The organism is Pseudomonas sp. Irchel s3b5 (assembly GCF_900187435.1).
GTDB lineage: Bacteria > Pseudomonadota > Gammaproteobacteria > Pseudomonadales > Pseudomonadaceae > Aquipseudomonas.
In genome coordinates this window covers 70,165-86,920 of record NZ_FYDY01000006.1, presented here as the reverse complement: position 1 = coordinate 86,920, position 16,756 = coordinate 70,165, and the positions used below count along the sequence as shown (strand labels likewise).

16 protein-coding genes are annotated in these 16,756 nt (G+C 60.6%); 7 read left to right on the top strand and 9 right to left on the bottom strand.

Annotation, left to right across the window (positions count from 1 at the left end):
* Positions 1-53 precede the first annotated feature (53 nt).
* Together CKW15_RS09050 and mutM are read left to right on the top strand one after the other, a co-directional pair.
* Positions 54-923 (top strand): HDOD domain-containing protein, encoded by an 870-nt coding sequence (locus CKW15_RS09050; protein WP_095057372.1) that lies wholly within the window; start codon positions 54-56, stop codon positions 921-923.
* Between the two features lie 31 nt (positions 924-954).
* Entirely contained in the window at positions 955-1,767 is an 813-nt protein-coding gene (mutM, locus tag CKW15_RS09045) for a bifunctional DNA-formamidopyrimidine glycosylase/DNA-(apurinic or apyrimidinic site) lyase (RefSeq protein ID WP_095057373.1), read from the top strand.
* A gap of 99 nt (positions 1,768-1,866) precedes the next feature.
* Here mutM and CKW15_RS09040 read toward each other — a convergent pair whose 3' ends face one another.
* The 5 genes from CKW15_RS09040 to CKW15_RS09020 all read right to left on the bottom strand — a co-directional run bounded on the left by CKW15_RS09040 (position 1,867) and on the right by CKW15_RS09020 (position 6,648).
* Positions 1,867-2,118, bottom strand: coding sequence for a YfhL family 4Fe-4S dicluster ferredoxin (locus CKW15_RS09040; protein WP_095057374.1), 252 nt, complete (start codon positions 2,116-2,118; stop codon positions 1,867-1,869).
* Between the two features lie 182 nt (positions 2,119-2,300).
* Positions 2,301-2,780, bottom strand: a complete 480-nt coding sequence (gene coaD, locus CKW15_RS09035; protein WP_046039203.1) for a pantetheine-phosphate adenylyltransferase — start codon at positions 2,778-2,780, stop codon at positions 2,301-2,303.
* Positions 2,781-2,895: 115 nt separating this feature from the next.
* Complete coding sequence (locus tag CKW15_RS09030) at positions 2,896-4,491, bottom strand: GMC family oxidoreductase (RefSeq protein WP_095057375.1); 1,596 nt, start codon at positions 4,489-4,491, stop codon at positions 2,896-2,898.
* 152 nt (positions 4,492-4,643) lie between these two features.
* Positions 4,644-5,189 carry a twin-arginine translocation pathway signal protein gene (locus CKW15_RS09025; RefSeq protein WP_095057376.1) on the bottom strand — a complete coding sequence of 182 codons (546 nt, stop codon included), beginning with the start codon at positions 5,187-5,189 and terminating at the stop codon, positions 4,644-4,646.
* Between the two features lie 28 nt (positions 5,190-5,217).
* Positions 5,218-6,648, bottom strand: a complete 1,431-nt coding sequence (locus CKW15_RS09020; protein WP_095057377.1) for a coniferyl aldehyde dehydrogenase — start codon at positions 6,646-6,648, stop codon at positions 5,218-5,220.
* Positions 6,649-6,794: 146 nt separating this feature from the next.
* On the opposite strand from CKW15_RS09020, the gene CKW15_RS09015 reads away from it, so the two are divergent.
* Positions 6,795-7,466 carry a TetR/AcrR family transcriptional regulator gene (locus CKW15_RS09015; RefSeq protein ID WP_095057378.1) on the top strand — a complete coding sequence of 224 codons (672 nt, stop codon included), beginning with the start codon at positions 6,795-6,797 and terminating at the stop codon, positions 7,464-7,466.
* 34 nt (positions 7,467-7,500) lie between these two features.
* A complete protein-coding gene (locus CKW15_RS09010) occupies positions 7,501-8,355 on the top strand; it encodes a sulfurtransferase (RefSeq protein WP_095057379.1) in 855 nt (284 codons plus the stop codon).
* 199 nt (positions 8,356-8,554) lie between these two features.
* Here CKW15_RS09010 and CKW15_RS09005 read toward each other — a convergent pair whose 3' ends face one another.
* The 4 genes from CKW15_RS09005 to CKW15_RS08990 are packed head-to-tail and all read right to left on the bottom strand — an operon-like array spanning position 8,555 to position 13,056.
* Positions 8,555-9,553, bottom strand: coding sequence for a hydrolase (locus tag CKW15_RS09005; RefSeq protein ID WP_095057380.1), 999 nt, complete (start codon positions 9,551-9,553; stop codon positions 8,555-8,557).
* Positions 9,554-9,609: 56 nt separating this feature from the next.
* Complete coding sequence (gene rsmD / locus CKW15_RS09000) at positions 9,610-10,218, bottom strand: 16S rRNA (guanine(966)-N(2))-methyltransferase RsmD (RefSeq protein ID WP_095057381.1); 609 nt, start codon at positions 10,216-10,218, stop codon at positions 9,610-9,612.
* A complete protein-coding gene (locus tag CKW15_RS08995) occupies positions 10,218-11,708 on the bottom strand; it encodes a pitrilysin family protein (protein ID WP_095057382.1) in 1,491 nt (496 codons plus the stop codon). Before CKW15_RS08995 ends, rsmD begins: the two co-directional genes overlap by 1 nt.
* Positions 11,701-13,056: a pitrilysin family protein gene (locus CKW15_RS08990; protein WP_095057383.1), complete on the bottom strand. Its 1,356-nt coding sequence runs from the start codon at positions 13,054-13,056 to the stop codon at positions 11,701-11,703. The genes CKW15_RS08995 and CKW15_RS08990 overlap by 8 nt, the downstream gene beginning before the upstream one ends.
* 342 nt (positions 13,057-13,398) lie before the next feature.
* Here CKW15_RS08990 and ftsY point away from each other — a divergent pair, with 342 nt between their 5' ends.
* The 3 genes from ftsY to ftsX are packed head-to-tail and all read left to right on the top strand — an operon-like array spanning position 13,399 to position 16,639.
* Complete coding sequence (ftsY, locus tag CKW15_RS08980; RefSeq protein ID WP_095152073.1) at positions 13,399-14,952, top strand: signal recognition particle-docking protein FtsY; 1,554 nt, start codon at positions 13,399-13,401, stop codon at positions 14,950-14,952.
* Complete coding sequence (ftsE, locus tag CKW15_RS08975; RefSeq protein ID WP_095057385.1) at positions 14,949-15,620, top strand: cell division ATP-binding protein FtsE; 672 nt, start codon at positions 14,949-14,951, stop codon at positions 15,618-15,620. Before ftsY ends, ftsE begins: the two co-directional genes overlap by 4 nt.
* Complete coding sequence (gene ftsX, locus CKW15_RS08970; RefSeq protein WP_095057386.1) at positions 15,617-16,639, top strand: permease-like cell division protein FtsX; 1,023 nt, start codon at positions 15,617-15,619, stop codon at positions 16,637-16,639. The genes ftsE and ftsX overlap by 4 nt, the downstream gene beginning before the upstream one ends.
* Positions 16,640-16,756: the final 117 nt, after the last annotated feature.

Sequence of the window (16,756 nt, the reverse complement as noted above, 5' to 3'; positions counted from 1 at the left end):
TGGATCCATCTTCATAAAGGTTAGAATCGCCGCCTGACCCAGAGTGTGCACAAATGTCCCAAGAGCTGACTTCCGAACAGATCCAACAAGCCCTGCAGGGCATCAGCGTTCCGGCCCAGCCGCAAATCATGGTGGATTTGCAGATGGAGCAGTACATGCCTGACCCGGATCTGGAAGTCATTGCCAAGCTGATCTCCCAGGATCCGGGCCTGTCCGGGTCCTTGCTGAAAATCGTCAATTCACCGTATTACGGGTTGAGCAACAAGATTGCTTCGATCCAGCGCGCGGTGAATCTGCTGGGCAGCCGTTCGATCATCAACCTGATCAACGCGCAGTCGATCAAGGGCGAGATGAACGACGACACGATTGTCACCCTGAACCGATTCTGGGACACCGCCCAGGACGTGGCGATGACCTGCCTGACGCTGGCCAAGCGCATCGGCATTCAGAACGGCGATGAAGCCTATGCGCTGGGCCTGTTCCACGACTGTGGCGTGCCTTTGATGCTCCAGCGTTTTCCCGATTACATGAGTGTGGTGGAGCAGGCCTATGCCAACGCCAGCGCGGAGTGCCGGGTGGTCGATACCGAGAACAAGGCGTTCAACACCAACCACGCCGTGGTCGGTTATTTCACGGCCAAGTCCTGGCGGCTGCCGGAGCATGTGTCTGCCGCGATCGCCAATCATCACAACGCCTTGGCGATCTTCAGCGATGAGTCCTCGAACAACAGTTCGCTGAAGAACCTGCTGGCGATCCTGAAGATGGCGGAGCATATTTGTGCCTCCTGCCGGGTGTTGGGGAACCAGACCGAAGACCACGAGTGGGACAGCATCGCGGCGTTGGTGCTCGATTATGTCGGCCTCTCCGACTACGACTTCGAGACACTTAAACAGACGATTCGCGACCTCGGGACTCATCGCTGAGTGTCGGAGGTTCTTCCTTCAAGAGAGCACCATGCCTGAACTGCCAGAAGTCGAAACCACCCGTCGCGGGATTGCACCGCACTTGGAAGGCCAGCGTGTCAGCCGGGTGATCGTGCGTGACCGGCGCCTGCGCTGGCCGATTCCCGAAGACCTCGATGTGCGGTTGTCCGGGCAGCGCATTGTGCTGGTGGAGCGGCGCGCCAAGTACCTGTTGATCAACGCTGAAGTCGGCACCTTGATCAGCCATTTGGGCATGTCGGGCAATCTGCGGTTGGTGGAGGTGGGGTTGCCGGCGGCCAAGCACGAGCATGTGGACATTGAACTGGAGTCGGGCCTGGCCCTGCGTTACACCGACCCGCGGCGCTTTGGCGCAATGCTCTGGAGCCTCGATCCGCTCAATCACGAATTGCTGATTCGCCTGGGGCCGGAGCCGCTGACCGACCTGTTTGATGGCGAGCGCCTGTTCCAGCAGTCCCGTAACCGTTCGATGGCGGTCAAGCCGTTCATCATGGATAACGCGGTGGTGGTGGGTGTAGGCAATATTTACGCGACCGAAGCGCTGTTCGCTGCCGGCATCGACCCGCGCCGCGAGGCCAAGAGCATTTCCCGTGCGCGGTATCTGAAACTGGCCATCGAGATCAAACGCATCCTGGCCGCCGCCATCGAGCGCGGTGGCACCACGTTGCGGGATTTTATCGGTGGAGATGGGCAGCCCGGTTACTTCCAGCAGGAACTGTTCGTGTACGGCCGTGGCGGTGAGCACTGCAAGGTCTGTGGCACAGGGTTGCGGGAAGTGAAGCTGGGGCAGCGTGCGAGTGTGTTTTGCCCGCGTTGTCAGAGCTGATGCGTTAGGCAAGATCAAAAGATCGCAGTCTTCGGCAGTTCCTACAGGGTTTTGCGTACACCGGTAGGAGCTGCCGAAGGCTGCGATCTTTTAAGTGAATCAGACCTTACCGGTAATCTTCCGGTACTTCTCCATCAACTGCTCTTCAGTCTCCGGATGAGCTTCGTCCAGCGGAATGCAATCTACAGGGCAGACCTGCTGGCACTGCGGTTCGTCGTAGTGGCCGACACACTGGGTGCACAGGTTCGGGTCGATCACGTAGATCTCTTCACCTTGTGAAATGGCGGCGTTCGGGCACTCGGGTTCGCAGACGTCGCAGTTGATGCAATCGTCGGTGATGATCAGGGACATGCTAACTCCAGCCGGGGCGGCAAGCCCGGGCGCAATAAACCAATGCGCACAATTGTGCCGCATTGGCGCCCGCGTTGCACGCAGGCGCGACGTACTGTAGGAGCCAGCCTGCTGGCGATGGCGGTGTGTCAGGTGTCCCGCGTTGTATTGATCGCCAGCAAGCCGGCTCCTACAGTCGTGTCTTACTTCTTGAAGCGTTCGGTCAGTGCGTCCGCCACCACAGGGTGCACGAACTTGGTGATATCGCCGCCCAGGGCTGCGATTTCACGGACCAGCGTCGAGGAAATAAACGAATAGCGCTCGGACGGGGTGAGGAACAGGCTTTCCACATCCGGCGCCAGCTGACGGTTCATGTTGGCCAGCTGGAACTCGTATTCGAAGTCCGACACCGCGCGCAATCCACGCAGGAACACATTGGCGTTCTTCTCTTTGGCGAAGTGCGCCAGCAGCGTCGAGAAGCCGACGACTTCTACGTTCGGCAGATGTTTGGTGACCTCGCGCGCCAGTTCCACGCGCTGTTCCAGAGGAAACAGCGGGTTTTTCTTGGGGCTCGCGGCAACGGCAATGATCACGTGGTCGAACAGGCGCGAGGCGCGTTCGACCAGATCGCCATGGCCCTTGGTAATAGGGTCGAAGGTACCTGGGTACAACACTCGGTTCATCGCGTCGTCCTGGCGGGAATCCGTTGGGGAGTCGGATGGTATCGCAGCCTTCCCGGTCGGCCAAGTCGCCTGTTGGGTAAGAAAGCACTATAGACGATAGGAATAATCGTCATTTTCACGGGTTTTTTAAACGTTCAGCCAGGGAAGTCGCCAGTTGCGCCGTCAGTCCGTAGACCGACAGTTGTGGGTTGGCGCCAATGCTGGTGGGGAACAGCGAGCCATCGTGGATCGACAGATTGCCCAGTTGATGATGCCGGCCGAGGCTGTCGGTCACGGCGTTTTCAGGGTCTTCACCCATCGCGCAACCGCCCATCACGTGGGCGCTGCCCAGGCGCGTGCGGTACAACTCCAGGCTCAAGCTGTCGATCAGTGTGCGGGCCTCGGCCAGGGTTTTGACGTAGCGAGCGTCAGCGTGCATTGGCATGACAGCCTTGGCGCCGCCGGCAAACTGGATTTCGGCCATGCTGTGGAACGCGCGGCGCAATCCGTCCCAAGCGTAGGGCGAAACCTGATAGTCGAGCACGGGCGTGTTGTCACCGCGCAATTCGACGCTGCCGCCCTGGCTGTCCGGGTGAAAACCGTCCCTGAGTAGCGCGAGCATGGCGTGGGTGTGGGGCAGGTTGGCCATGTGTTGTGAATTTTCCTGGCCGAACCCGCCCAGCAACGTCGCGGCGAGTGCCGGGTGCAGGGGCGGGACTTCCAGTTTATAAGCCATCTTGCCGCTGGTGCCGTCCAGCCACTGGAAATGGTCGGAATAGATCGACTGCGGCGCGCCATAGAACGGGTTGATCACTTCGTCGAACAACGCGGCGGACATGTTCACCGGGTGCAGGAATGTGCGCTTGCCGAGTCGCTTGTGCGGATCCGGCGCGCCGGAGCGCATCAGCAAGGCCGGGCTGTTGATGCCTCCGCCAGCCAGCACGAAATGCCGGGCCTTGACCGTGACGGTGCGCCCCGTCGGCGCAACACAGCGCTCGTCCATCGCCGAGCATCGTAGCCCCGTGACCTTGTCGCCGCTGATGATGAGTTTTTCCGCTCGGGTCAGGTAAATCAGCTCGCCGCCCTTTTCCAGGGTTGCTGGAATGGTGGTGACCATCATCGACTGCTTGGCGTTGGTCGGGCAGCCCATGCCGCAGTAACCGAGGTTCCAGCAGCCGCGCACATTGCGAGGGATGACATGCCAGCTGTAGCCAAGTTTTTCACAACCGTTGCGGATCACATCGTTGTTGGCGTTGGGTGGCACCCTCCATGGCGCGACGCCCAGGCGCTGCTCCATTTTTTCGAACCAGGGGGCCATTTCGGCCGGGCTGTGACCCTTCACGTTGTGCTCTTTGGCCCAATGTTCCAGGGTCGGCTCCGGGGTGCGAAAACTGGAGGTCCAGTTGATCAGCGTGGTACCGCCCACCGCACGGCCCTGGAGGATGGTGATCGCACCATCCTTGCTCATGCGGCCGATGCCTTCCTGATAAAGGCTGGCGTAGGCCTGGTCTTCGAGCAGTTTGAAGTCGGTGCTGGTCTTGAGCGGGCCTTCCTCGATCAACAGCACTTTGTAGCCGGCAGCGCTGAGGATTTCGGCGGTGGTGCCGCCACCGGCACCGCTGCCGATGATCGCCACGTCCGCTTCGAGGGTCAGGTCCTGGCTCAGTCGCGAGCCGTCATAGGTTTTCCAGCCACGGGCCATGCCTTCGCGGAACGGATCGGGTACGGGCATCTTCGGGTTCTCTTTTTATTATTGGAAATGTGGTGTGGCGGCTGACCCAATCGCGGGCAAGCCCGCTCCCACAGGGTCGAGTCGTTCACAATTGGTGCGGCCACCTCCAACCTGTGGGACCGTGGCTTGCCCGCGATGGGGTCGACTCGATTTCAAACGGTAGGCGGCCCGGGATACCCGCAATGCGCCCACGATTCCTTGCGCCCATACCAGCCCATCATCACCAGTTGCACCAACGAGCTGTGACCCATGCGCAGCAAGCTCAACGCGCTGTTTTCCCAGCGATCGAGGAACCGCCGGATGTCGTCGGCACTGGCGTTTTCCCAACTGCCCCAGATCCCGCTCAGCGGTCCGCGGGTGACGGCCATGCCCAGCACATCAAACAGTTGCTGGGTCAGCTTGAGCATTTCCGGGGACAGGTGATTGAGGTTGTAGTCCAGGCTTTTCAGGGTGCCTTCGACGGCATCGGTCATGCGTTCGACGGGCGCGGCGCCGTCGAGCATGACCGGCAGCACGGCCCGCAGAAACAGCAAGTCGGCATCGCGCAACGTGGCAAAACCATGCGCTGAAACACTCGACGAGCAGCCACTGAGGCTTGCGCCTAACCCGGCCGTGGCCAGAAAGGCGCTGGCGCCGAGGCTGAATTTCAGCAGGCCGCGCCGTGACAGCGCGGGTGTATCGGACAGGCTTGGGCTCATTATTGTTATTACCCGACAGTGACGATCGTTAGCGGATGAACAGCTTCTGGATCAGCTTCTGAATGGATTTACCGTATGGCGGGTAGATCAGTTTTGCCGCGTTGAGCCGTTGCTTGATCAGCACACCCTTGGCTTTGCTGAAGGTCAGGAACCCCTCATGACCGTGGTAATGGCCCATGCCCGAAGCGCCGATGCCGCCGAAGGGCATGTCGTCCTGGGCGACATGCAGCAGCGTGTCGTTCAGGCACACGCCACCGGAATGGGTTTCATGCAGCACGCGGTGTTGTTCGCGCTTGTCGTAGCCGAAGTAGTACAGCGCCAGCGGACGAGGGCGCTGGTTGATGTAGGCAAACGCCTGGTCCAGATCTTTGTACGGCACGATCGGCAGCAACGGGCCGAAGATCTCATCCTGCATCAAGGTCATGTCATCGGTGACATTGAGCAGCACGCTATGGCCCATACGCCGGCCCTGACCCTGTTCGAACAACGGAATCAGCAGCGCGCCTTTGCTGGTGGCGTCGCTGATGTAGCCGTTGAGTCGTGCCAGTTGTCGTTCATTGATGATGGCGGTGTAGTCCGGGTTGTCGGCCAGGGTTGGATAAAACCCGCGAACGGCAGTGCGATAGGCTTCGACGAAACCGCCGACACGGTCTTCCGGCACCAGCACATAGTCCGGGGCCACGCAGGTCTGGCCGGCGTTCAGTGTTTTGCCGAAGGCGATGCGTTCGGCGGCGTCCTTGAGCGGGACGTCGTGGGAAACGATGGCCGGCGACTTCCCGCCCAGCTCCAGAGTCACCGGCGTCAGGTTCTCGGCGGCGGCGCGCATCACATGTTTGCCGATGCTGGTGGCGCCGGTGAACAGCAGGTGATCGAACGGCAGTCGCGAGAACGCCACGCCGATGTCAGCTTCGCCCAGCACCACGCAGACCAGATCTTCGGGGAAGATTTTCGCCAGCAGTTCTTTCATCAGCAAGCCGGTGGCCGGGGTCGATTCACTGAGCTTGAGCATCACCCGATTGCCCGCCGACAGCGCGCCGACCAACGGGCCGATGGCCAGGTACAGCGGGTAGTTCCACGGCACGATCACACCGACCACGCCCAACGGCTGATAAATCACTTTGGCCGACGCTGGCTGGAAGGCCGCACCGACTTTGCGCCGCGAGGGCTTCATCCAGCTTTTGAGGTGCCGGCTGGCGTAATGAATGCCGTGCAGGCTGGGCATCAATTCCGCGAGCAGGGTTTCATCGGCGCTGCGGTGGCTGAAGTCCTGGCTGATCGCCTCGATCAGGGCCTGGCGTTCATTGCTCAATAAATCCTTCAGCGCCTTGAGCCATTGCTGGCGCTGGGCTGCCGGTGGCATCGGGTGGGCGGCATAGGCGGCGCGCTGAGCATCAAACTGGCGCTGAAGCTCTCCCAGCGGCTGCTGTAGGTTTTGCAGGTAGGAAATATCAGCAGTCATGGTCGGCTCCGGATTTATTGTAATGAGGTACTTTTTAGAGTCTATGCTCTAAAAAGTCAAATACCATCCAGGAACAGCTTGGTTTTATCCGCTCGCAGATAGATCTAAGATGCCCGCCAACGCACTCTGAAATTAAAGCTCAAGCCATGGCCCCACGGATCAAAACCAGCGAGCGCATCGTGCAGAACAGCCTCGAGCTGTTCAATCAGCAGGGCGAGCGCAGCATCAGCACCAACCACATTGCTGCCCACATGGAGATTTCTCCGGGCAACCTGTACTACCACTTCCCTAACAAGCAGGCGATCATCGCCGTGCTGTTCAGTGAGTACGAAAGCCTGGTCGACAGCTTCCTGCGTCCGCCCCAGGGTCGCGCCGCGACGGTGGAAGACAAGCGCTTCTATCTCAAGGAGCTGCTGTCGGCGATGTGGCGCTACCGGTTCCTGCATCGTGACCTGGAGCATTTGCTCGACAGTGATCCGGACCTCGCCGATCGCTATCGACGTTTTTCCCAGCGCAGCCTGATTCACGGAGCGGCCATCTATGAAGGCTTTGTCGCCGCCGGCATCCTGAAGATGGACCGGGTGCAGATCGAATCCCTGACGCTCAATGCCTGGATCATCCTCACCTCGTGGGTGCGTTTTCTGTGCACTACACGGGAGAACTCCAGCCATCTCAGTGAGCAGGCGATCAAGCGCGGGGTATATCAGGTGCTGGTGCTGGAGGCCGGGTTCGTCACGGATCAGGCGCGCGACGAAGTGAATGCCTTGTTCGAAGAGTTTTATGTGCCGCTGGCCCAGGCGCTTGAGGAAGTGAAGTAGCATCGAATTCCGAAAACAATCACAGGAGCCCGTTATGCCCATTGCGCAATTGATCAGCCCGCAAGCACTGGACCTGAAAAAGGACCAGCCGGGGTTGGTGATTCTGGATTGTCGTTTTGCCCTCGAAGACCCGGATTACGGTCAGCGCAGCTACGCCGAAGGGCATATCGCCGGCGCGGTGTTTGCCGACCTTGAGCGTGATCTCAGCGGGAAAGTGGTCAAGGGTGTGACCGGGCGGCATCCGTTGCCGGAGCCGGAAGAGTTGATCGAACACCTGCAAGCCTTCGGCATCAACGCCGACAGTGAAGTGGTTTTGTACGACGACGGCCCAGGTGCCTATGCGGCGCGGGCCTGGTGGTTGCTGGCCTGGCTGGGCAAGCGCGATGGCGTGTTTATCCTCGATGGCGGGCTCAAGGCCTGGCATGCGGCCGGTTTGCCACTGAGCCTGGACGCACCGTCGATCACCCTCGGTACGTTCATGGGCAGTCCGGATGCTTCGCTGCTGCTTGATGCCGAACAGCTGCAAAAACGTCTCGGCCAACCGTCGCTGACCTTGATTGATGCCCGTGCTTTGCCACGTTTCAAAGGTGAAGTGGAGCCGATCGATCCGATTGCCGGGCACATTCCCGGTGCGCAGTGTGCGGCGTTCACTGACAACCTTGGCAGCGACGGGCGTTTCCTGCCGGCCGATCAGCTCAAGCAGCGCTTTGCCGCGAAACTCGGCAATCGCTCACCCGACGATCTGGTGGCTTATTGCGGTTCCGGCGTGACGGCTTGCCACAACCTGTTCGCGCTGTGCCTGGCGGGTTATCCGCTGGGGTCGTTGTATGCCGGGTCGTGGAGCGAGTGGATCAACGAGCCTTCCCGAGGCATCGCCACCGGCGAATAAATCACCACAAATCTCCTGTAGGAGCGAGCTTGCTCGCGATGGCGGCGTTACATTCAGTATCTGGGTTGGCTGATACACCGCCACCGCTAGCAGGCTAGCTGTGTAAACCCACCACGTTGTTCACAAATGCTATCCGGCTAAACGGCGGCAAATAATTCAAACTGGCATGCGGGCGCCGGTCTTGATCAGCCTCCATGGCTCACTCGCGCCCAACGGCGGCGAGCCACTGGGGAATGCGTCGCTCCAGGTAGTAACCCGGTTGCCGTACCGTGCCGTCGACAAATCCGACATGCCCGCCCCTGGCCTGCAACTCGAACTGCGTGCAGGCGGACAACTCATCCGCGTGCGGCAAGCTGTGGGGAAATACGAAAGGGTCGTCGGCAGCCTGGATCATCAAGGTGGGTGTACGAATCTCGCCGAGGAAATAGCGGCTTGAGGCGCGGCGATAATAATCTTCGGCATCACTGAAACCGTGCAGCGGTGCGGTGACGCGCCCATCGAAATCCCAGAACGTGCGCATGTTCTCCAGTGAGCCGAGCGCGGCCAAGGCTGCCAGTCCATCCTCACGCCCGTCGTGCTGGAATTGCCGCTGCTTGTTCTTGATGTAGGCCACCATCTCGCGCATGAAATGCGCCTGGTAGACCTTGGAGAACCCCTGACCGATGCGGTCGGCGCATTGGTCCAGGCGAAACGGCACCGACACCGCCGCCGCGCCGAGTACGCCGCTGTCGCTGCCGGTCTCTCCGAGATACTTGAGCAGGACATTGCCGCCCAGCGAATAACCCACGGCATACAACGGCGCGAGGGGGCGCTTGGCGCGCAAGTGTCTGATGGCGTCGGCCAGGTCTTCGCTGGCGCCGGAATGGTAACTGCGGGGCAGCAGATTGGGCTCGCCCGAGCAACCGCGCCAGTTCAGCGCAACGCTGGCCCAACCCCGATCACCCAGTACTTTTTGCATCCCGGCCACGTAAGGCGAATTCGACGATCCGGTCAGACCGTGCAGCACCAGCACCAATGGTGCATCGACGCTGTGCGGGCCATGCCAATCGAGGTCGAGGAAGTCGCCATCGTCGAGCCAGAGGCGTTCTCGCTCGCGTTCGATGTGCGTGGTTTTGCGCCACAGCGGACCCCACAAGGTTTGCAGGTGCGGGTTGCCGAGGCCGAAGGCGGGGGTGAAGCGTTCTGGCAGATGGGACACGATGATTCTCGATGCAGCGGTGCGTACCGGGTACGCACCGTTTTCATGCCGGTCGATTAACCGGTGATCTCTGTCATACGTTGCCACAACGTGTAGTAAACGCGCCCGGATTTTTGCTCGCGGTGCAGGCGCCAGTTCTGTGGCAGGCCCTGCGTCGAAGGCGCGGATTCGCTTTCGGTGTACACCCAGGCTTCATCTGCCAGCCATTGGCGTTCTTCGAGCAAGGCGCAAACGGCGGGCAGCAGGTTCTGGTTGAACGGCGGGTCGAGGAATACCAGGTCGTAGGCCGTTGCGGTCTGGGTTTCCAGATAGCGCAGGGCGTCGGCGGTCTGGACCTGGCCGTTGGTGCAGCGCAACGTGCCGAGGTGTTCCTTCAGGCTGGATACCGCGATGCTGCTGGCGTCCAGCGCCTGGCCCATGGCGGCACCACGGGACAAGGCTTCAAGAAACAACGCGCCGCTGCCGGTGAACGGGTCGAGCACTTTCGCGCCCGGCACGTAAGGTGCGAGCCAGTTGAACAGGGTTTCACGCACGCGGTCCGGCGTCGGGCGCAGGCCCGGGGCGTCAGGGAAACTCAGCTTCCGGCTGCGCCATTCACCGCCGATGATGCGCAGTTGGTTCACGCCGTTATGGACGTTCTTGGCGGGTTTTTTTGGACTGGCCATTAATGCTCCGGAACCCCGAGCGGTTGCTCGGAAGGTTTATCAGTAGGGGCCGGTAACGGCTTTTGCGGCACGGTCGGGCCAGCGCTGACGATGACCATTTTGTCCGTGCTCAGGTGTTTGTTCAGTGCTGCTTTGACGTGTTCGACGGTCAGGCTCTGGGACTGTTGCATGAAGTCTTCCAGATGACTGAGCGGCAGATTATAGAAGCCGATGGCACCGAGTTGGCCGACGATATCAGCGTTGCTGGCGGTGGACAGCGGGAAGCTGCCCGCCAGTTCGCGCTTGGCGTCGTCGAGCTCTTTTTCGGTCGGCCCGGTTTTAAGGTAGTCGGCGAGCACATCCTGCACCAGTTTCAGGGTGCCTTCGCTCATCTTGGCGCGGGTTTGCAGGTTGATCAGGAACGGCCCTCGCACCTGCATCGGGGTGAAGCCCGAATACACGCCATACGCCAAACCACGCTTCTCACGCACTTCGCTCATCAGGCGGGTGCCGAAACCGCCGCCGCCGAGGATCTGGTTGCCCATGGACAAGGCGGCGTAGTCCGGATCGTCACGGTCGATGCCCAGTTGCGCGAGCATCAGGTTGGTCTGTTTGGACGGAAACTCGATGTGGCCGATGCTCGCCTTGGGTTCGGTCGGTTGCGCGATTTTCGGCAACGCCGGACCTTTGGGCAGGGCAGCGGAAACCTGGGCGGCCATCGCTTCGGCTTCTGCGCGGGACAAGTCACCGACCAGCGCGATCACCACGTTGCCGGATGCATAGGCTTTTTCGTGGAACTTGCGCAGCTGCGCAACGGTAATCGCCGGAATGGTTTTCGCCGTGCCATCGCTGGCATGTGCGTAGGGATGATCGCCGTACAAGCGGTTCATCAGCTCAAGGCTGGCCAGTTTGCCGGGACTCTGTTTCTGGTACTCGAAACCGGCAAGCATCTGGTTCTTGATGCGGGCAAACGAGTCGGCAGGGAAGGTCGGCTTGCCGACGACTTCGGCGAACAGTTTCAGGGCGGGTTCGCGTTTGTCCGAAGCGCTCAGGCTGCGCAGGGAGGCAACGGCCATGTCTTTAAAGGCACCGTTGCCGAAATCGGCGCCCAGCCCTTCGAAGCCTTGGGCGATGGCGCTGACGTCCTTACCGGCCACACCTTCGTTGAGCATGGCGTTGGTCAGCGTGGCCAGGCCCGGTGCGTCGCCGTCCTGGCTGCTGCCAGCGGAAAAGATCAGGCGCATGTCGAACATTGGCAGTTCGCGGGCTTCGACGAACAGCACCTTGGCACCTTCGGCGGTGCTCCAGGTCTGCACGTCCAGTGTGCGGTGGCTCGGTGCCTTGCCGTTCAGTTCGGCCAGCGATTGCAGTTTCTGGCTGGCCTTGGCCTTGTCGAGGGCTTCGCTGGCAATGGTTTCGCCGGAACGCGAGAGGTAGAACGCGGCAGAACCAATAACGGCAACGGCGACCAGGCCAATCAGGACCAGGCGGGAGGGTTTGCGCTCACTCATGAGTCGTCTCCAGTGGCAGTACATGGGCGACGCTGAGACGTTCGCGGGTGAAATACAGCTTGGCGGCTTTCTGGATATCTTCCGGCGTGACGCTTTCCAGGTCGGCCAGTTCGGTGTCCATCAGCTTCCAGGACAGGCCGACGGTTTCCAATTGGCCAATGGCGGTGGCCTGGCTGGTGATCGAATCACGCTCGTAGACCAACCCGGCGATGACCTGGGCGCGGACACGTTCCAGTTCTTCAGTGGACGGTGCGGTGGTTTTCAGCTGTTCGAGCAGCTTCCACAAACCGGCTTCCGCCTGGGCGATGGTTTTGTGTTTCTGAGCGTTTGGCGTCGCCGACAAGGTGAACAGACTGTCGCCACGGGTGTAGGCGTCGTAACTCGACGAACCGCCAGACACCAACTCTTCGCCGCGCTCCAGTTGCGTCGGAATGCGTCCGCTGTAACCGCCGTCGAGCAGGGCCGAGATCAGGCGCAGAGCGTTGATCAGGCGCTTGTCCTCGGCGGTGGCGATGCTTGGCACGTTGAACGCCAGCATCAGGCTCGGCAATTGGGTCTGCACATGCAGGGTCAGTTGGCGTTCACCAGGCTCGGCCAGCTCCAGCGGTTTTTTCGCGGCCGGCACATCGCGTTTGGCGATCGGGCCGAAATAGCGTTGGGCCAGGGTTTTGACTTCGTCCGGGGTGACGTCGCCGACCACCACGAGCGTGGCGTTGTTCGGCACGTACCAGGTTTCGTACCAGTGGCGCAGTTCTTCGACCTTCATGCGATCAAGGTCGGCCATCCAGCCGATAGTCGGCGTGTGATAGCCGCTGGCCGGGTAAGCCATGGCCTTGAAGCGTTCGTAGGCCTTGGACATCGGCTTGTCATCAGTGCGCAGGCGACGTTCTTCCTTGATGACTTCGATTTCCTTGGCGAACTCGTCGGGCGGCAGGCGCAGGCTGGCCATGCGGTCGGCTTCCAGCTCGAAGGCTACGCCCAGGCGATCACGGGCCAGCACCTGGTAGTACGCGGTGAAGTCGTCGCTGGTGAAGGCGTTTTCTTCAGCGCCGAGGTCGCGCAGGATCAACGACGCTTCGCCAGGGCCGACTTTGTCGCTGCCCTTGAACATCATGTGTTCCAGGGCGTGGGACAGTCCGGTGTTACCGGGCGTCTCGTAGCTGGAGCCGACCTTGTACCAAACCTGGGAAACCACTACAGGCGCACGATGGTCTTCACGCACAACCACCTTCAAGCCGTTGTCGAGGGTGAATTCATGGGTGGGTTGCGGGTCGGCAGCCAGGGCCGAAAGTGGCAGGCAGACTGTGCTGAGCAGCAGGCCTGCGGCGCGGCGGGCTAGAGCAATCATTCGTTTTTAAACCTTTGGGGCTGCCCGCTTGTTCTTAGCGTCAGCGGGCGAGAGGGTGCTAGGATACTGATCCGTTTTACTGGCGGCCACGCCTATCAGGCCTTTGACGGCCTGCAGGTTGCATGGGTTACCGGCAGAAACTTTGAGTTTGTCAGCTAAACTCTGCGTTTTCGCCGACGATGCCGTTCCAGTCCTTCGTATTAGTCGACCTTTGAGGCGCTGTTGGTGCCTCGACAAAATGTTGCGCGTGAACAAGCTGGATCAATCGCAGTCTGTTCTGCATCGAATATTTATTTGCCGGGGCGCCTTTGGCGCGTCGCTACCGTGAGATAGCCGTCCTCCATGTTTGGTTCCAACGACGACAAGAAGACCCCAGCTGCGGCTGGCGAGAAGAAAAGCCTGTTCGGATGGCTGCGCAAAAAGCCGCAGGAACCCGTCGTCGAACAGCCACAACCGATTCCTGAGCCCACGCCGGTATCGGTAATAGAAGAAGCGCCTGCGCCGGTTGTCCTGCCGATCGCCGAAGCGGTGCTGCAACCCACAGTTGAAGCCGTTCCCGAGCCTGTCAGCGAAATCGTCGCTGAGGCTCCTCCGACCCAGGCCGCTGCGCCGTGGCTGACCCTGCCGGTTTCGGAAGAGCCAGTGGCGCTGGTCGAAGATGATCGGGCGCCGCATGTGACACCGTCGATTCCGGCGCCGACAGGGTTTACGCCAGCGCCGGTTCAAGAACCTGTGGCTGAGCCGGTTATTGAACCTGTTGTTGAGCCCGTCGTTGTGGCCGAGCCAGCGCCGATTGCCAGCGAACCGGTGGCTCCGGTATTCGTTGCCCCGGTTGCCCCGGTTGCCCCGGTTGCTCAGATTGCTCCAGTCGCTCCGGAGCCCACACCTGTTCCCGCTCCGGTGCTTGAGCCGGTCGCTGCACTGGTCGAGACGCCGGTCGAACCCGCACGTACCGAAGAATCCAAAGCCGGCTTCTTTGCCCGCCTCAAGCAGGGCCTGTCCAAGACCAGCGCCAGCATTGGTGAAGGCATGGCCAGCCTGTTTCTGGGCAGGAAGGTCATCGATGACGAGTTGCTCGAAGACCTCGAGACGCGCTTGCTGACTGCCGACGTCGGTGTTGAAGCCACCTCGGTGATCATCCAGCGTCTGACCCAGAAGGTTGCACGCAAGGAACTGGCCGACGCAGACGCGCTGTACAAATCCCTGCAGGCCGAGCTCGCCGCGATGCTCAAGCCTGTCGAGCAGCCGCTGAAAATCGTCTCGCAGAACAAGCCGTTCGTGATTCTGGTGGTCGGCGTCAACGGCGCCGGCAAAACCACGACCATCGGCAAACTGGCGAAGAAGCTGCAGTTGGAAGGCAAGAAAGTCATGCTCGCTGCCGGCGACACCTTCCGCGCTGCAGCCGTCGAGCAGTTGCAGGTCTGGGGTGAGCGCAACAAGATCCCGGTGATCGCGCAGCACACGGGCGCCGACTCGGCCTCGGTGATCTTCGATGCCGTGCAGGCCGCCAAGGCCCGTGGCATCGACGTGTTGATCGCCGACACCGCCGGTCGTCTGCACACCAAAGACAACCTGATGGAAGAGCTGAAGAAGGTTCGCCGGGTGATCAGCAAGCTCGACGCCGATGCGCCGCACGAAGTGCTGCTGGTGCTCGATGCCGGTACCGGCCAGAACGCCATCAACCAGGCCAAGCAATTCAACCAGACCGTCGAACTGACCGGCCTGGCGCTGACCAAGCTCGACGGCACCGCCAAGGGCGGGGTGATTTTTGCCCTGGCCAAGCAATTCGGCCTGCCGATCCGCTACATCGGCGTCGGTGAAGGCATCGACGATTTGCGTACTTTTGAAGCAGAACCCTTTGTCCAGGCATTGTTTGCCGAGCGGGAGCGTTCATGATTCGTTTCGAACAGGTCGGTAAACGCTACCCGAACGGTCACGTCGGCTTGCATGAGCTGAGCTTTCGAGTCCGTCGGGGCGAATTTTTGTTTGTCACCGGCCATTCCGGCGCCGGTAAAAGCACCTTGTTGCGCCTGCTGCTGGCCATGGAGCGTCCAACCAGCGGCAAATTGCTGCTCGCCGGGCAAGACCTGAGCACCATCAGCAACGCGCAGATCCCCTTCCTGCGTCGTCAGATCGGCGTGGTGTTTCAGAATCACCAGTTGCTGTTCGATCGCACGGTGTTCAACAACGTTGCGCTGCCCTTGCAGATCCTCGGCCTGTCCAAGGCCGAAATCGCCAAGCGCGTGGATTCGGCGCTGGAGCGCGTGGCCCTGTCGGACAAGACCGACTTGTATCCGGGCGACCTGTCCACCGGTCAGCAGCAGCGTGTGGGCATTGCCCGCGCCATCGTCCACCGCCCGGCCTTGCTGCTGGCGGACGAACCGACCGGTAACCTCGACCCGCGTCTGGCCGCTGAAATCATGGGTGTGTTCGAAGACATCAACCGCCTCGGCACCAGCGTGCTGATCGCCAGTCACGACCTGGCCCTGATCGCCCGCATGCGCCACCGCATGTTGACCTTGCAACGCGGTCGATTGATCGGCGACGGGGAGGCTGCGGAATGAGTGCAACACGTAGTCCCAAGGTTTCCGAACGTGTGGCCCCGAAGGCCGCCGACCCACAGCCACAGAAGAAAAAGCGCGACGATGACGACGGGCCGGACTTTGCCACATTGTTCCGTGCCTGGATTGAAAGTCATCGCGCCAGCCTGCTGGACAGCCTGCGTCGGCTGGGCAAGCATCCCATTGGCAGTTTTTTCACCTGCATGGTGATGGCGGTGGCCCTGAGTTTGCCTATGGGGCTGTCACTTTTGCTAAGCAACGTCGAGCGTCTTGGCGGTTCCTGGCAGCGTGCGGCGCAGATCTCCCTGTACCTCCAGCTCGAAGCCAGTCCGGCGGAAGGCGAATCCCTGCGCGAGCAGATCAAAGGTATGCCAGGCGTGGCGGATGCAGAATTCGTCGGTCGGGATCAGGCGCTTGAAGAGTTCCAGCAGCAGTCCGGTTTGGGCGATGCGCTCAAGGAATTGCCAGAGAACCCGCTGCCAGGCGTGGTCCTGGTGACGCCGAAGGAAGTCGACAAGCCTGCGCTTGAAGCATTAAGACAAAAACTATCCGAGCTTCCGAAGGTACAACAGGCGCAACTTGATTTAGTGTGGGTCGAGCGTCTGGCAGCCATCCTCAAGCTGGGCGACCGATTTGTCTTCGGTCTGACCGTGCTTCTGGTTTCTGCATTACTTTTGGTGATAGGCAATACCATTCGTCTTCATATTGAAAACCGCCGCACAGAGATAGAAGTGATTAAACTGGTCGGCGGCACTGACAGCTATGTGCGCAGGCCCTTTCTCTATATGGGCGCGTTGTATGGCTTTGGTGCGGGGGTTCTGTCCTGGGGGGTGCTGGCGTTTGGCCTGGACTGGCTGAACGACGCGGTGGTTGGGCTGGCCGGTTTGTATGGCAGTGATTTTGCGTTGGCCGGTGTGCCGGTTGCCGACGGTCTGTCTCTCTTGCTTGGCGCGGTGCTGTTGGGGTATATCGGTGCATGGATTGCAGTCGCACGCCACCTGAGGGAGCTTGCGCCTAAGTAGTATCATTTTGCTCGTATTGACCTTTCAGCGTTTTTGGGTTTTTGGGAACTTGTTTTTCGGTTTCCGGTCAATTTTCGCAGTGCTGAACTGCACGAGTTTGTAAGTCGGAGGTTTTTT